This window comes from Croceibacterium mercuriale (assembly GCF_000802385.1).
Taxonomy (GTDB): domain Bacteria; phylum Pseudomonadota; class Alphaproteobacteria; order Sphingomonadales; family Sphingomonadaceae; genus Croceibacterium; species Croceibacterium mercuriale.
On sequence record NZ_JTDN01000001.1, the window covers coordinates 452,496 to 467,369 of the forward strand.

Annotated in this window: 13 protein-coding genes; 6 read left to right on the forward strand and 7 right to left on the reverse strand. The window is 68.3% G+C overall.

From position 1 onward, the window contains the following. Positions 1-36: 36 nt before the first annotated feature. Positions 37-2,391, reverse strand: coding sequence for a TonB-dependent receptor domain-containing protein (locus tag PK98_RS02045; RefSeq protein WP_039093908.1), 2,355 nt, complete (start codon positions 2,389-2,391; stop codon positions 37-39). 231 nt (positions 2,392-2,622) lie between these two features. Here PK98_RS02045 and rarD point away from each other — a divergent pair, with 231 nt between their 5' ends. Both rarD and PK98_RS02055 read left to right on the forward strand, forming a co-directional pair. Then, a complete protein-coding gene (gene rarD, locus PK98_RS02050) occupies positions 2,623-3,510 on the forward strand; it encodes an EamA family transporter RarD (protein ID WP_326998647.1) in 888 nt (295 codons plus the stop codon). A 73-nt stretch (positions 3,511-3,583) separates the two neighbouring features. Further along, complete coding sequence (locus tag PK98_RS02055; RefSeq protein WP_039093910.1) at positions 3,584-4,891, forward strand: Hsp70 family protein; 1,308 nt, start codon at positions 3,584-3,586, stop codon at positions 4,889-4,891. 9 nt (positions 4,892-4,900) lie between these two features. Here PK98_RS02055 and PK98_RS02060 read toward each other — a convergent pair whose 3' ends face one another. Together PK98_RS02060 and PK98_RS02065 are read right to left on the reverse strand one after the other, a co-directional pair. Continuing rightward, positions 4,901-6,694, reverse strand: a complete 1,794-nt coding sequence (locus PK98_RS02060; RefSeq protein ID WP_052207908.1) for an ABC transporter ATP-binding protein — start codon at positions 6,692-6,694, stop codon at positions 4,901-4,903. A gap of 84 nt (positions 6,695-6,778) precedes the next feature. After that, on the reverse strand, positions 6,779-7,405 hold the full coding sequence (locus tag PK98_RS02065) for a TetR/AcrR family transcriptional regulator (protein WP_039093911.1): 627 nt from the start codon (positions 7,403-7,405) through the stop codon (positions 6,779-6,781). Positions 7,406-7,490: 85 nt separating this feature from the next. Between PK98_RS02065 and PK98_RS02070 the strand changes: the two genes are divergently transcribed. Then, entirely contained in the window at positions 7,491-8,231 is a 741-nt protein-coding gene (locus tag PK98_RS02070) for an SDR family NAD(P)-dependent oxidoreductase (RefSeq protein ID WP_039093913.1), read from the forward strand. 60 nt (positions 8,232-8,291) lie between these two features. Here PK98_RS02070 and PK98_RS02075 read toward each other — a convergent pair whose 3' ends face one another. After that, complete coding sequence (locus PK98_RS02075; protein ID WP_407637597.1) at positions 8,292-9,227, reverse strand: NAD(P)/FAD-dependent oxidoreductase; 936 nt, start codon at positions 9,225-9,227, stop codon at positions 8,292-8,294. Positions 9,228-9,442: 215 nt separating this feature from the next. Here PK98_RS02075 and PK98_RS02085 point away from each other — a divergent pair, with 215 nt between their 5' ends. Next, a complete protein-coding gene (locus PK98_RS02085; protein ID WP_235425366.1) occupies positions 9,443-11,863 on the forward strand; it encodes a TonB-dependent receptor plug domain-containing protein in 2,421 nt (806 codons plus the stop codon). Positions 11,864-11,906: 43 nt separating this feature from the next. Here the strand turns inward: PK98_RS02085 and PK98_RS02090 are convergent, their stop codons facing one another. Genes PK98_RS02090 through PK98_RS02100 form a run of 3 tightly spaced genes read right to left on the reverse strand, consistent with a single transcriptional unit; the run spans position 11,907 to position 13,172 of the window. Next, on the reverse strand, positions 11,907-12,503 hold the full coding sequence (locus tag PK98_RS02090) for a hypothetical protein (protein WP_039093920.1): 597 nt from the start codon (positions 12,501-12,503) through the stop codon (positions 11,907-11,909). A 52-nt stretch (positions 12,504-12,555) separates the two neighbouring features. After that, positions 12,556-12,792, reverse strand: a complete 237-nt coding sequence (locus tag PK98_RS02095) for a hypothetical protein (RefSeq protein ID WP_052207912.1) — start codon at positions 12,790-12,792, stop codon at positions 12,556-12,558. Next, positions 12,789-13,172: an SH3 domain-containing protein gene (locus tag PK98_RS02100; RefSeq protein WP_039093922.1), complete on the reverse strand. Its 384-nt coding sequence runs from the start codon at positions 13,170-13,172 to the stop codon at positions 12,789-12,791. Before PK98_RS02100 ends, PK98_RS02095 begins: the two co-directional genes overlap by 4 nt. Before the next feature lie 132 nt (positions 13,173-13,304). Here PK98_RS02100 and PK98_RS02105 point away from each other — a divergent pair, with 132 nt between their 5' ends. Next, positions 13,305-13,562 carry a hypothetical protein gene (locus PK98_RS02105; RefSeq protein WP_039093924.1) on the forward strand — a complete coding sequence of 86 codons (258 nt, stop codon included), beginning with the start codon at positions 13,305-13,307 and terminating at the stop codon, positions 13,560-13,562. A gap of 170 nt (positions 13,563-13,732) precedes the next feature. Further along, positions 13,733-14,866, forward strand: a complete 1,134-nt coding sequence (locus tag PK98_RS02110; RefSeq protein ID WP_039093926.1) for a hypothetical protein — start codon at positions 13,733-13,735, stop codon at positions 14,864-14,866. Positions 14,867-14,874 lie beyond the last annotated feature (8 nt).

Below are 14,874 nucleotides of genomic sequence, written 5' to 3' on the forward strand. Positions count from 1 at the left end.
ACCGTCAGCCGGCCCGACCCAGCCTGCGCGGATGGGTCAGATCCGCGCGTTGAGGTTGATCCAGTAGCTGCGTGCCCGGTCCTTGTTGTTGTAATGATCCTGGAAACTGGGCGTCCAGGTGCCATCGCCATTGTCGATGAAGCTGGTGTCGTAGCTGGTGAAATCCCGGTTCAGCAAGTTGTTCACGCGCCCGCCGATCGTGAGATTGTCGCTCAGGCGGTATTGCCCGCCCAGGTTCAGCACCGTGTACGGGCGCCAGTACAGGTGGCTGCCATCGACATCGACGCCGCGATACCGTTCGGACCGGTGCTCCGCCATCAGCTGCGTGGCGAGGCCGGGCAGCAGCTCCCAGTTGATCGTGGCGTTGGCCATGTGCCTGGCCGTCTGGGTCAGTGGCAGGCCGATCTCCGGCCCGCTGAGCTGTTCGCTGTCGGTGTAGGTGTAGTTGGCGCGGACCGACAGGCCGGTGAAGACCTCGTACCGGCCGGCGATCTCCGCCCCGCGAATGCGCGCCTCATCCACGTTCACCGGAATGCTGATATTGCCGCCCAGCCCCAGCACCTCCCAGTAATCGCCCAGATTGGCGCAGGGTCGCACGAAGTCCGTCACGGCGCAGGGCCGCACGTTGGTGCTGGCGATCTTGTCGTTGAAGTCGTTCTGGAACAGCGTGACGTTGATGCCGCTGAACGGTGACGGGTTCCAGTAGACGGCGATCTCGCTGTTGACGCTGGTTTCCGGTTCGAGTTCGGGATTGCCGATGAACGGGCTGGTGCCCTGGCCACCGAAGCCGCGGATGCCGTCATACAGGTCGGTGGTGCGCGGTGTCTTGTAGCCGGTGCTGACGCCGCCCTTCACGGTGACGGTCGGGGTCACGGTGTAGACTGCATAAAGCCGCGGGCTGAAGCGGCCGCCGAACAGGTTGTGATCGTCATAGCGGATGCCGCCGGTGATGGTCAGCCCGTCCAGCGGGGTCCAGTTGTCTTCTGCGAACAGCGACCAGATTCGATGGTCCTGCACCGCCTGCACGCCGCCGGTACTGGCCTCCAGCCCGAACACACCATCGTCCAGTTCCCCATCGATATACTGGCCACCGACGATGAAGCGGTGCTCGCCCAGCCAGCCATCGACCGGGATGTCGACCCGTGCATCCAGCGTGTACTGCCTGCTTTCCAGCGTGCGCAGCGGGCGCGGCAGGAAGGTTTCCTCGGCAATGCGGCGGCGTTCCGCGGTGGGCAAGCCGGCATAGATGCCCCGGCCGCTCCACATCTGCTGCAATTCCAGCCGCTCCGCGACGGAGAAGGGCATGGTGCGCCCCTTGTTGTTCGTCTCGATATAGGCGAGCGACACGAAGCTGCGCACCGCGCCATATTCGCCCTGATGGGTCGCGGCCCAGTTCAGCCGGTCGAACACCTGGTCAGCGGTGTAGCCCACGCGCGGCTGCACCACGCCGCCGGTCGCGCGCCAGATGCTCTCGATCCCGTCCAGTGTGCCCAGCGGATAGGAAATCGCGCCGGTATCCGGATCCACGATCGCGGTGTTGTCGTACTTCTGGCGCGAATAATCGAGGTCGAAGATGAGGCTGTGGCCTTCGACCGGCGTCAGGCTGAGCGACACGCCGGCATTCTTGTTGGTGTTGTCCACCGTGCGGCCACCACCGCCGAACCCCAGGCTGCGGACGTGGGAGACGCCGGCGGGGTCGATCACGGGGGTGAAATCCGGACTGGATGCCATCCGGCGGTACAGCGAGCCGCGCAGCGTCAGGCCGGCGAGGCCCGGCAGCAGCGGCCCGCGCGCGGTCGCGTCATAGGTCATGTCGTCGCCGAATACGGGATCTTCCTGGATGACCCGGCCGATCGTGGCCGACGCGGTCCAGCGGTCCGCCACCTTCTTCGTGATGATGTTGATCACGCCGCCCAGCGCATCGGCGCCATACAGGGTTGAGGCCGGCCCGCGGATCACCTCGATCCGCTCGATCGCGTCCAGTGGCGGGATGTGGTTGAACTGGTTGCCGCCGAAGCTGTTGGGATAGATGTCGCCATGATTGTTCTGGCGCTTCCCGTCGATCAGGATCAGCGTGTAGTCCGCCCCCATGCCGCGGATGCTGATCGTGCGCTGACCGGTCTTGTCCGACGTTTCACCGACATCGACGCCTTCCACGTCGCGCACCGCGTCGATCAGCGTGGTGTAGGGCCGCTCGCGCAGCTCCTTCTCCGTAATGACCGTGATGCTGGCCGGAGCGTCGGTGATCTTCTGTTCGAAACCGGCCGCCGTCACCACGATCTCGTCCGTGCGCGCGCCCTGATCGGCGGCATCGTCGGCCAGCGCAGGCAGGGCACTGGCGCACGCCAGGACGGATACGGCGCCGGACAGCGCCGATCGTGAAAACGACATCGGTAATTCCCCCGTTAGCGGACCGGATATCCGGTCAGACCCCGGTGATAATGCGATTAGGTCGCATGATCACTTCGCCGCCTTTGAGAGACGTGTCCGGACGCGTCAACCGCCGAGCGGAGCGCCCGGCCATGAGCAACAGTTTGTAACCAGCGGGTGGACATGGCGGCGCTTTGGCGACACGGCATCCGGGACTTTCCCTTCCGGACTGCAGGTCGATCCATGACGCATATGCCTGAAAGCCGCCGCGGGCTGATCCATGGCGCCGCTGCCTACGGCCTGTGGGGCCTGTTGCCGCTGTACTTCCATCTGGTCGACCAGGTGGATGCGGGAGAGATCGTGGCACAGCGGGTGCTGTGGTCGGTGGTGCTGCTGGTGCCGCTGGTCCTGCTGCTACGCCGCGGCGGGTCGCTGTGGACGGCACTGCGGTCGCCCCGCGTCATGCTGATGCTGGCGACGAGTGCGGCGATGATCGCGGCGAACTGGCTGATCTATGTCTGGGCGGTGCTGCACCATCAGGTGCTGGCCGCCAGCATGGCGTACTTCCTCAACCCTCTGCTCAACATCGCCATCGGCGTGGCGCTGCTGGGGGAGCGGCTGACCCGGCCGCAGGCCGGTGCGGTGGTGCTGGCGGGGACCGGCGTGGCGGTGCTGGCGCTGGGTGCCGGGGGCGGCGGGCTGTGGCTCAGCCTGGCGATCGCGCTGAGTTTCGCCTTCTACGGCCTGATCCGCAAGCTGGCGCCGGTCGAGGCGTTCGAGGGGCTGACGGTGGAGACCCTGCTGCTGGCGCCGGTCGCGCTCGGCTATCTGTACTGGCTCTCCTCTCATGGGGGTCTCAGCTTCGGGCAGGAGCGGGGGCTGACCACGCTGCTGGTGCTGGCGGGCGCGGTGACGACCGTGCCGTTGCTGCTGTTCGCGGCGGCCGCGCGGGAACTGAAGATGGCGACCCTGGGGCTGCTCCAGTTCATGGCACCATCCATCCAGTTCGTGCTGGCGATCACCCTGTTCGGCGAGCACCTGGATGCGACGAAGCTGCTGAGCTTCGGGCTGATCTGGGCCGGGCTGGCGGTATATGTCGCCGGCGGCGTGCTTGGCCGTACCCGGCGCGTGGCGGCCTGATCACGGGCTTGTCGGAAGGGGGGTGCGGCACGTAGGCGGCATTCATGACCCGCTACTGCCCGGCCGCCGCCCGATGAACACATCCGCCACCGCCCGCTATGCCGGCCTGGATTTCGGCACCACCAACAGCGTCGCGGCGCTGGCCGGCGGGGCCGGCACGGGACCGCAGCTGGTTGCGCTGGACGGGCAGGGTGGTCCGGTCGACGTGTTCCGCTCCGCCTTGTGCTTCTGGCGCGAGGAGGGTGTGCGCGGCGGACTGGACGTGGAAGCGGGCGCCGCCGCGATTCACGAATATCTGGAGTTTCCGGGCGACAGCCGTTTTCTGCAATCCTTCAAGTCGGTCGCCGCCAGCCGCTCCTTCGAACGGGCGTCGATCTTCACCCGGCCTTACCGGTTCGAGGAACTGGGCCGGCTGTTCCTGGAAAAGCTGGCATCCCACGCCGGTGGCAAGCTGGACCGGCTGGATCGGCTGGTGGTGGGACGGCCCGTTCATTACGCCGGCTCGCGCCCCGACCCGGCTCTCGCGCGGCAACGCTATGATGCGATGTTCGACGGCTTCGCGCGCGAGATCCACTACGTGTACGAGCCGCTGGCCGCCGCCTTCAGCTACGCCGCCCGCCTGACCGCCCCGGCGACGCTGCTGGTGGCGGATTTCGGTGGCGGCACCAGCGACTTCTCGGTGGTGCAGGTGCGCGAGCCTGGCGCGGCGCAGCGTTGCGTTCCGCTGGGCCATGCCGGCGTGGGCCTGGCCGGCGACCGGTTCGACCAGCGCATCGTCGATCACCTGGTCCTGCCGATGCTGGGAAAGGGCGGGATGTACCGGTCCTTCGACAAGGTGCTGGAGATCCCGGCCACCTACTTCAACGATTTCTCCGACTGGTCGAAGCTGGCGCTGATGCGCAACCGGCGCACGCTGGACGAGCTGGTCCGGCTGCAGCGCAGCGCCGTCGATCCGGCGGCGATCGGCCGCATGATCGCGCTGATCGAGGATGAGCTGGGCTTCCCGCTCTACGACGCGGTGACCGGACTGAAGCGGGCGCTGACGGAGGCCGACCACGCCACCTTCCGCTTCGCCGGCGGGCAGGTGGAGATCGAGGCGCAGGTGACGCGGGCGGAGTTCGAGGACTGGATCGCCGCCGACATCGCCCGCATGGCGCAGGCAGTGGACGATGCGCTGGCCGATGCCGGCGTGACGGAGAGCGGCATCGATCGCGTGTTCCTGACCGGCGGCACATCGCTGGTGCCGGCGGTGCGCCGCATCTTCACCGACCGCTTCGGCAGCGGCCGGATCATGTCGGGCGGGGAGCTGACCTCCATCGCCCACGGGCTGGCGCTGGTGGCGCAGGAGGATGATCCCTCCGCCTGGCATGCCCCTGCCTGACCGGTGCGATCAGGCCACGATCTCCGGCGTGGCGGTTCCGGTCTGCCGCTCGAACAGGCGGCGATAATGCCCGGTGGCGGAGCGGAGCAGGGCATCGTGCGTGCCGTCCTCCACGATGCGGCCGCCCGCGAAGACCAGGATGCGGTCCAGCGCGCGCACGGTGGACAGCCGGTGCGCGATGACGATGGCGGTGCGGCCGACCATCAGCCGCTCCATCGCCTGCTGGATCGCCGCCTCGGACTCGGAATCGAGGCTGGAGGTCGCCTCGTCCAGGATCAGGATCGGCGCATCCACCAGGAACGCGCGCGCGATCGCCACTCGCTGCCGCTCCCCGCCGGACAGTTTCACGCCGCGCTCCCCCACCAGCGTGCGGTAGCCGCGAGGCAGGGCGGTGATGAAATCATGCGCATTGGCCAGCCGCGCGGCCCGCTCGATGTCCGCTCTTGTGGCGTCGGGCCGGCCGTAGCCGATATTGTCCGCCAAGGTGCGGTGGAACAGCACCGGCTCCTGCGGCACGATCGCCACCTGCCGGCGGAGCGAGGCCTGCGTCACCTGCGCCAGATCCTGCCCGTCGATCGTCACCCGGCCGCCCTCCACATCGTACAGCCGCTGGATCAGCTTGACGAAGCTGGTCTTGCCGGAGCCTGACGGCCCCACCAGACCCACGCGCTGACCGGCGGGGATGGTCACCGAAAGGCGATCGTACAGTGGCCGGTCCTGCCCGGCATAATGGAACGTCACATCTTCGAACCGGATCGCGCCCGCCGTCACCCGGATCGCCCGGGCACCGGCACGATCGGCCACGCCCAGCGGCTCGTCATGCAGCTGCACCAGTTCCTCCATCTCGTTCACCGACCGCTGGAGCTGGTGGATGTGCTGGCCGATGTCCCGCAGGTAGCCGTTCAGCACCAGCGTGGTGGTGATGACATAAGCCATGTCGCCGGCGCTGGCGCTTCCATCCGCCCACAACCACAGCGCCGCGCCGGTCACGACGATGCGGATCAGCCACAGCAGGGTGGACTGGCCGGACCCGGCCCAGGTGAACGCCATCCATGTGCGGTGCGTGCGCCGGCGCCACTTGGCGACCGTGCGCGCCAGCAGCACGTCCTCGCCTGCCTCGCCGCCGAAGGCCTTGACCACGGCGTTGGTGCCGATGGCATCGGCCAGCACGCCGCCGATCCTGGTGTCCCACTGATTGGACAGGCGCGCGATCGGCGCCAGCACCCGCGTCGCCAGGCCGACCGTCAGCGCGATATAGGCCAGCGCCCCGACACCCGTCACCAGCCCGAGCAGCGGCCAGTGCGCCGCCAGCAGGATCACCGTGCCCACCAGCACGGTCAGCGATGGCAGCAGCGACAGCAGCATGACGTCGTTCAGGGTGTCGAGCGCCCACATCCCCCGCGTGATCCGCCGCACGGTGGAACCGGAAAACGCGTTGGCATGCCAGTCGGTCGACAGGCGCTGTACCCGGGCGAAAGCCTCCTGCGTCACGTCGCGCATCATGTTCAGCGTCAGCGGCGTGATGGCCCACCAGCCAAGGTGGCGCAGCACGACCATGCCGGCGCCCAGGCCCGCAATGGCGGCGAAGGCACGCCATGCCGCAGCGCCGTCCCCGCTGCCGACCGCGTCGATCATGCGGCCGGCGAACAGCGGCACGAACACTTCCGTCAGCGTCGCCAGCAGCATCGCCATGGCGCAGGCGCCGGCAAGCAGCGGCGCGCGTGCCCACAGCCGGAAGGTGAAGGCGAGCACCTTGCGCAGCACGGATGCGCGCGGGAACAGGTCTTCGTCGTCTTCGGTCATGGTCAATGCGCCGCGCAGACATGCGCGATCCTCGTCAGCGATGGGGCAGGCATGTCCCCGCGGGCCCGGCAGCCCGCGTGTCGATCATGCGTTCACGCGGGCATCCCAGCCCAGCAGCGCCGTCTCTGCCACGCCGGTCAGCTCCTCGCAACTGGCGCCGTCGCGGGCCAGGATCGACATGCCGTTCTGCACCGCCAGCACGAAGCGGGCGAGACTGTTCGCGTCCACCGCCCGCCCGATCTCTCCGGCGGCCTGCCCCGCCTCGATCCGTTCCACGATCCGCGTCAGCCGGGCGTCGCGCGTTGCGGCGACCAGCGCGCCGAGCCCGGCATGGCCTTCCCGGCCGACCGACGACAGGGTCACCATGCACCCGTTGGCGACATGGCTGAGCCCGACGGCCGAGTCATGAAGCAGCGCGCTTACCGCATCGCGCGCCGTCGTCGCCGCGAAGAAGCCGCCCCATGCGGCCGCCTCGTTCAGCCGGGCATAATGCTCCAGCGCCTCGGCATAGAGCGCCTCCTTCGATCCGAACGCCGCATACAGGCTGGGCGAGCCGATCCCCATGGCGGCCGTCAGTTCGCTCATCGAGGTGGCCGAGAAACCTTTCTGCCAGAACAGGCGCATCGCCGCGGTCAGCGCCGCGTCCCGATCGAACGCCCTTGGTCGGCCGCGGCCGCGACGCTCCTTCACACAGGCATCATCTTTCTGCATCAATCGACATATAAATCAGTTGACGCCTGCCGGCAACGCCCGCATCTATTCTGTGTCGATCAACACAGAATCAAGGATTGCAGAAATGAACGAACTTGTTGGCAAACGCGCGCTCGTGACCGGTGGTTCGCGTGGCATCGGTGCGGCGATCGCGGTTGCGCTGGCGGAAAAGGGCGCGGCCGTCGCCATCACCTATGCGCAATCCGGCGAACGCGCGGCCGGGGTCATCGCGGAGATCGAGGCAAGGGGCGGCACGGCCGTGGCGATCCGGGCCGACAGCGCCGATCCTGCGGCGATCGAACGCTCCGTGAAGGAAGCGGCCGCCGCCCTCGGCGGGCTCGACATCCTGGTGAACAATGCCGGCATCGCCCGCTACAGCAACATCGCCGACTTCACCGTGGAGGATATCGACGCGTTGCTGGCGGTCAACGTGCGCGGGCCGGTGCTCACGGCCAAGGCGGCCATCCCCCATCTCGGGGAAGGGGGGCGTATCGTCACCATCGGCTCCGCAGGGGCGGACCGGATTGTCGGCACGCCGGGCACGGTCTACTTCATGACGAAGTCCGCGCTCCAGTCCTTCACGCGGGGACTGGCGCAGGAGCTGGGGCCGAAGGACATCACGGTGAACCTGGTCCAGCCGGGCTCGACCAACACCGACATGAACCCCGATGCGGGCGAGTTCGCGGAGTTCCAGCGCGGCCTGTCCCCGCTCGGCCGGTTCGGCCAGCCGGAGGATGTCGCGGCCGCGGTGGCCTTCCTGGCCAGCCCGGCCGCCCGGCAGATCACCGGCACCATCCTCAACGTGGATGGCGGCGCGCTGGCCTGACATCTGCTCAGGTCATTCCGGTCGCACATGCTTCCCGGGGGCGGTGCGACCGGACGGTCCTCAACGCGCCAGGGTCATCTCCTTTGCTAGATCGTTCCTGATCGTCGTCGCGGCGACGCCGGCCTCGCCCATGGCGTGGCTGATCTGGTCCAGCCCCTTCACGACATCGCCGGCGGCGTAGAGCCCGGGAATGGTGGTGCGCTGATGGTCATCGACCGTCATGCAGCCATCCGCCGTCGCCTCGGCGCCGAGCGAGATCGCGAGTTCGGAGCGGATCACCGAACCCAGCGCGGGGTAGGCGGTATCGAACGACAGGTCGCCGGCCGGCGTCGGGATCAGGATCTGGTCGCCATCAATGCGCAGTGACCGGCATGGCCCATCGATGATCCGGACGCCGAGTTCCTCCAGCCTGCTGCGTTCCTCCGGCGCCAGCACATGTTCCGCATTCGGGGCGATCAGTGTGACGTCCTTGCTGTAGGTGCGCAGGAACACCGCCTCGTTCTGGCCATGCGTTTCCGTCCCGATCACCGCGATCCGCTTGTCCGTCACCTCGAACCCGTCGCAGATCGGGCAATAGCGCAGCAGTCCCCGCGCAAGCGCGGCGTCGTGGATTTCCGGCGCCATCGGCGGCGCATTGTTCACCACTCCGGTCGCCAGCAGCACGGTCCTGGCGCGCACCTGCTGGTCCGGCAGCTGCGCCGTAAAGATGCCGTCCGCCTTCCCGATCGTCTCGACCAGACCCTCGATCACCTCGATCCCGAGCTCGCCGACCTGCTCCCGCATGCGGGCGAGCAGGTCCTTGCCGGCGATACCGCCGGGATAGCCGGCATGGTTGCGGGTGTGCGGGATCATCGCCGCGCGGCTGCGTCCGGCATCGACGATCCGGATGCGCAGGTGGAACCGCGCAAGATAGATGGCCGCGGTCAGTCCGGCGGGGCCGGCACCGATGATCAGGCAGTCGAGCGGATGATCGTCCATGGGCGGCAGAACGATCATGCCCCGGTTCGGTGCCGCGGCGGTCGTCGCCCTGCCGGCTTGCGGGCCGGGATCGACAAACGGGCCGGAATGGGAAGCGGCGCCCCACCGGATGGAACCGCATGTGCGCTGCAACAAAACCTTGACCGCCTTGAAGATGATCCCGCGCGGCAAGTCGCCGGCTTCCTACTAAGCCGGCCAGGTATCTGGCTTCATCAATCCAAGGTCACCTGTCCGTGCGTACATGCCATCTGCTGCTCAGCGTCTCGTTCCTCACTCTCGCGATCCCGTCCGGCGCCATGGCGCAGACGGTGGCAACCGGCCCGGTGGCGGCCGACCCCGCGAACGAGATCGTGGTGACCGGCACGCGCACGCCCGGCCGCTCCCGGCTGGAGACCGCGTCCCCGGTGGACGTCCTGTCGAGCGAGGCACTGCGGGCGCAGGGGACCAGCGAACTGGGACAGGCGCTGGCCAACGTCGCGCCGTCGATCGACTTCCCGCGCTCTGCGGCGGTGGACGGCACGGATTCCGTGCGGCCCGCCACCCTGCGCGGCCTGTCGCCGGACCAGACGCTGGTGCTGGTGAACGGCATCCGCGGCCACAGCTCCGCGTTGCTGAACACCAACGGCTCCGTCGGGCGCGGCTCCGCCGCCTTCGACCTCAACACCATCCCGACGATCGCGCTGGACCGGGTCGAGGTGCTGCGTGACGGCGCCTCCGCCCAATATGGCTCCGATGCGATCGCCGGCGTGATCAACCTGCGCCTGCGCGAGGCGAGCGAGGGCGGCGGCGGCACCGTCAGTTACGGCCAGTATGTCACCAGCGTGGAACCGGCGCGCAGCGAGTACGAGCGCCGTGACGGCAAGACCGTGAACGTCGCGGTGTGGCAGGGGATGCGGCTGGGCAGCGACGGGTTCCTGACGCTGTCGGCCGATTACCTGGATCGCGGCTTCACCAGCCGCGGCGACCTGGACCGGCGCGTGAACCCGGCGCGGGTCACCTCGCGCTTCGGCGATCCGGAGGTGGAGCAGGTCAGTCTGTTCGGCAATTTCGGTGCACCCTTTGCCGGAGACTGGGATGTCTACGGCTTTGCCGGCTACCAGTTTCGCGACAGCACCGGCGCGGCCTTCCCGCGGTTGGCCAACAATGTGAACAATGTGGCGTCGATCTACCCTGACGGGTTCCGCCCGATGATCAACGTACGGTCGGACGACGTCAATTCGGCGCTCGGCCTGCGCGGACCAGTGGGCGACTGGGACCTGGATCTCAGCGTGTCGTGGGGCCGCAACCAGCTGCGCTTCCGCACGCTGGATTCGATCAACTCCACCTACGGCGCCGCCTCGCCGACGGATTTCCGCGACGGCAAGCTGGCCTATGACCAGCTGGTCACCGGTGCCGATGCCAGCCGCCTGTACGAACTGGGCGGCGGTGACACGCTGAACGTGGCCGCCGGCCTCGAATATCGGCGGGAAAGCTTCGAGATCACCCAGGGCCAGGTGGAATCCTATGCCCGTGGTCCGCTGGGCGGCAACACCGCGCTGGGCAGCGGCGCGCAGGGCTTCCAGGGCTTCTCGCCCGCCAATGTGGTCGATGTATCGCGTGACAATGTCAGCGCCTATCTGGACCTGGAGGCGCAGCTCGGCCGCCTGCTGATCGGCGTCGCGGCCCGTGGCGAAAGCTATTCCGACTTCGGCGAGACCGCCACCGGCAAGGTTTCCGCCCGCTACGACTTCACGGACAGCTTCGCCCTGCGCGGCGCGGCCTCCACCGGGTTCCGGGCGCCATCGCTGCAGCAATCCTTCTACACGCTGACGCAGCCACAGGTGGCCGCGGCACCGGGGGGCGGGGTGACCATCGTCGATACCGGCACCTTCCCGGCCACCAGCCCGGTGGCGGTCGCGCTGGGCGGGCAGCCGCTGGATCCGGAGAAGTCGTTCAACCTGTCGGCGGGCGCGGTCTTCCGCTCCGGCGGGTTCAACCTCAGCATCGATGCCTACCGCATCAAGGTACGCGACCAGCTGGCCCTGTCGGACAACCTCGGCACCGGGGTCAACGCCACGCCGCAGATCACCGCCTTGCTGGCGCCGTTCAACGTCTCGGCGGCGCGGTTCTTCGTCAACGGCATCCGTTCGACCACCCGGGGCATCGATGTGGTCGCCAATTACCGCCTGCCGACCGATGCGGCCGGCCGGTTCGACTTCACCCTCGCGGGCAATCTGAACGAGGTCGAGCTGACGGAGGTGCCGACCGGTACCGGCACGATCACCGTGCCGGCGCTGTTCGGCCAGCAGCGGATCGTCGGGCTGGAACGCGGCACGCCACGGGTCAAGGTCAGTGGCCAGACGAACTGGGAGCTGGACGGCTTCGGTGCGCTGGTGCGGGCGACGTACTACGGCAGCGTCACCCAGCCGGCGCCGACGCCGGCGAACTATGCCTATACCGGCAAACACGTGATCGTGGACCTGGAGGCGCGCGCGCCCTTGTTCGGCCAGGCCGAACTGGCGGTGGGCGCGAACAATCTGTTCGACGTCTATCCCGACTTCGTGCCGGAGACGAACGCCATCAACTACAACAATGGCGGCACGGCCTTCCCGTACTACTCGCCGTTCGGCTTCAACGGCCGGTATCTCTATGCGCGGATCAACCTCGACTGGTGACCGGACATGCGGAGGGCGCCGGCCGGTGCCCTCCGCACATGCCTCAGCCGGCGACGGCCAGATCGGATCGCCGCAGCCAGCCGCGGACCGGCTGCTTGCCGCCGACATATTCGACCTGCACCCACGCGCCACGCTCCGCGATGATCGCGACGGCATTCCATGCAACGAGGTAGGGGGTGCGCCGTCCGCTGGTCGCCTGCGGTTCCGGATGGAGGACTGCGCGCTCCGCGGTGACCAGACCCGCGCCGATCCAGTCGGGATGCGCGCTTGTCCGCAGCAGGCGCTGTCCTTCGCCCGTCAGGCTGGAGGCCATCGCGCAGCCCGGCGGGTTCTCGTCCAGCCGCAGCACGATCGTCTCCCCACCCGCGTGCAGCTCGCCGGAAATCCGCTCCGGATCATCGGGCAGCCAGGCCCGGAGCGCGGCACTGTCTCCCGCAGCCTGTCCGTCGAGCAGTGTGGCGCACAGGAACTGCGGCGCGCCGCCCGGCCCGCTGCCGCCGACTGCATCGACGAACACCGCGGAGATCCTGCCGTCGGCTACCGAGATCAGCAGCGGTCCGTACTGACCGGAAACGGGCTGGGCCGAAGCACCACATGCGGTGAGCAGCAGGGGCAGGGCGACCGCAAGATATCTCGACATCAATGTCCCGACCTCCTCGAAGCGGATGGTCTGCCGGATAGATGACCGGCCTTCAACTGTCCGCACGACGGCCGGACCGGGCAAGCAGCAGCACCGCCACACCCGCGACCAGATCGATCGGCGCCAGCCACGGCCACGGGCTCGCCCATTTGTCCATGTTGGTTGTCCGGCCATAGAACGGGGGCCCTGCGCCATAGGCTTCGGCCAGCACAGCCAGGCTGAGCCATAACGTGCCGGCAAGGACGGCGAAGATCGCGGCGCGGCGGAACGCGCGACGCCAGGCGATCATCCGGCAACAATGTTCACGAAGCGGCTGTGCACCCAGCCGGACCTGCACGGCCCGGCATAGGCGCTGCGCCCCGGCACCGGCGAGGTCACGCCGCAATCCGCGCTCTCATCATCGGCATAGACGACGCCCAGCCATGCTCCGTCCGCGTCACACAGATGAAGCTGTGTGCCGGCGCCGAGCCGATCGACTTCGGCGCGGGACGCATCGGGACCAGCCCGTACGCTGAGGAAGCCGTCTCCACCCGGCCGCAGCCCTGTCACCTGGCCGATGCCGGAACAGGCATCCATCGTCCCGTCACCGCCGACCTGCACCGGGCGCGCCTGCTGCGCCTGCGCCGCGGGACCGGCCAGTGCCACGGCCAGGGTCGCAAGTGCGAACATCGCCGGGCGACATCCTGCCATGATCATGCGAATCCTCGTGCTTGCGTTTGCCGATGCGCGCCACGATGGCATCGGGCGAACCCGCGATGCAAGATCGACCATCGCCTGATACGCCATGCCTGAGGATTTCCGATGTCTGACGAGTATGCGCATGGCCGGCGCGACGGCCTTCGGCTGGCCCTGTCCATCCTGGCGGCGGAGGAGGCCAAATGGGACGCGCTGCTGGGAGAGAGCCGCTCTGGCAAGACCAATGCGGTCCGCGCGGTGCGGCACAAGACCCTGCAGGTGGCGCAGGCCCGGATACAGACCGCGCTGAACCGCCTGACCCCGAAGGACGGCGGTGCGATGAACGACGAGCTGGCCTCGGCACTGGAACGGGCCGGCCTCTGACCCGACGGTATCTCGCTTGCAGGGGAGGGCACGATCCTGTCGGCGACGATGGTCAGCGGCGGCAGGCGGCTGACCGTGCCTTTCCGGCAACCGGATCGGCTCGCCAAGCCGCATGCCCCGCGATAGACTGTTCCTGATGCAAGCGTCGCAGGCATTGGGGGCAGCCGGGAATGTACAGCGAAAGTGATCTTCAGTCCGCCGTGGATGCGGGTGCCGTCTCGGCCGAGGCGGCGGCGGCGTTCCGCGCCCATGCTGCGGCCCTGCATGCCGCACCGGCCGTGGACGAAGAGCATTTCCGGCTGGTCACCGGCTTCAACGACATCTTCGTGTCCATCGCCTGCCTGCTGGTGGTGTTCGCCGCCGCCGCGGTCGGCACGACGATGATCGCCGCGGCCGCCGGGGGCCTGCTCGTCGCCGTGGCCGCATGGGCCATGGCCGAAGCCTTCACGCGCCGGCGCCGCATGGCCCTGCCGTCGATCATCCTGCTGCTGGCCTTCGTGCTCGGCCTGTGGTTCGCCACATCCTTCTGGCTGGAAGCGGCCATGCCGAAACACGAAGTCGACAGATCGTATATGTTCGGGGGCAGGTTGCAACGGTTGTCGGAGTGGGAACACCACCCCTGGCAGCAGGCGGTGATGGTGCTGGCGGGCGCGGCGGCAGCCGGCATCGGTGCACTGCTGCACTGGCGCCGCTTCCATGTCCCGATCACGATCGCCGCGGCCGTCGGTGCGCTGGCCCTGTTCGTCATCTCCGGCATCGCGGCCACCCGCAACGAGGCGCTCGGCGACAATCCGCTGCTGGAGCCGACCGCGCTGCTGTGTGGCCTGGCGGTGTTCGCCTATGCGATGCGCTGGGACATGTCGGACCGGCTGCGGACGACACAGCGGTCCGACATCGCCTTCTGGCTCCACCTGGTCGCCGCGCCGCTGATCGCCCATCCGCTGTTCCACTGGATGGGCGTCACCAGTGGCAATGCGATCAGCCTGCTTACGGCCGGCGGTGTGCTGGTGATCTATCTCGGCTTCGGCGTGGTCGCGCTGGCGATCGACCGGCGCGCGCTGCTGGTATCTGCGCTGGCCTATGTGCTGATCGCGCTGGCCCAGCTGTTCCAGAGCTATGGCGCGATCGAGCTCAACGTCGCGCTGACCGCCCTGATCATCGGCTCCGCCCTGCTGGCACTGTCCGCCTGGTGGCAGCAGATCCGGCAACGCCTGGTCATGCGCCTGCCGGACGGCGTGCGCGCCAAGCTGCCACCGGTTGCGGCTCGCCAGCCGACGGGCGGGCCGGTCCCGGCGGCAGGATGACCTGATCG

What these genes read in the sequence shown, in the direction of transcription:
- PK98_RS02075 (WP_407637597.1), bottom strand. Translation starts at nt 9,227, where the DNA reads ATGATCGTTCTGCCGCCCATGGACGATCATCCGCTCGACTGCCTGATC.
- PK98_RS02095 (WP_052207912.1), bottom strand. Translation starts at nt 12,792, where the DNA reads ATGATCGCCTGGCGTCGCGCGTTCCGCCGCGCCGCGATCTTCGCCGTC.
- PK98_RS02105 (WP_039093924.1), top strand. Translation starts at nt 13,305, where the DNA reads ATGTCTGACGAGTATGCGCATGGCCGGCGCGACGGCCTTCGGCTGGCC.
- PK98_RS02045 (WP_039093908.1), bottom strand. Translation starts at nt 2,391, where the DNA reads ATGTCGTTTTCACGATCGGCGCTGTCCGGCGCCGTATCCGTCCTGGCG.
- PK98_RS02060 (WP_052207908.1), bottom strand. Translation starts at nt 6,694, where the DNA reads ATGACCGAAGACGACGAAGACCTGTTCCCGCGCGCATCCGTGCTGCGC.
- PK98_RS02065 (WP_039093911.1), bottom strand. Translation starts at nt 7,405, where the DNA reads ATGCAGAAAGATGATGCCTGTGTGAAGGAGCGTCGCGGCCGCGGCCGA.
- PK98_RS02090 (WP_039093920.1), bottom strand. Translation starts at nt 12,503, where the DNA reads ATGTCGAGATATCTTGCGGTCGCCCTGCCCCTGCTGCTCACCGCATGT.
- PK98_RS02110 (WP_039093926.1), top strand. Translation starts at nt 13,733, where the DNA reads ATGTACAGCGAAAGTGATCTTCAGTCCGCCGTGGATGCGGGTGCCGTC.
- rarD (WP_326998647.1), top strand. Translation starts at nt 2,623, where the DNA reads ATGCCTGAAAGCCGCCGCGGGCTGATCCATGGCGCCGCTGCCTACGGC.
- PK98_RS02070 (WP_039093913.1), top strand. Translation starts at nt 7,491, where the DNA reads ATGAACGAACTTGTTGGCAAACGCGCGCTCGTGACCGGTGGTTCGCGT.
- PK98_RS02055 (WP_039093910.1), top strand. Translation starts at nt 3,584, where the DNA reads ATGAACACATCCGCCACCGCCCGCTATGCCGGCCTGGATTTCGGCACC.
- PK98_RS02100 (WP_039093922.1), bottom strand. Translation starts at nt 13,172, where the DNA reads ATGTTCGCACTTGCGACCCTGGCCGTGGCACTGGCCGGTCCCGCGGCG.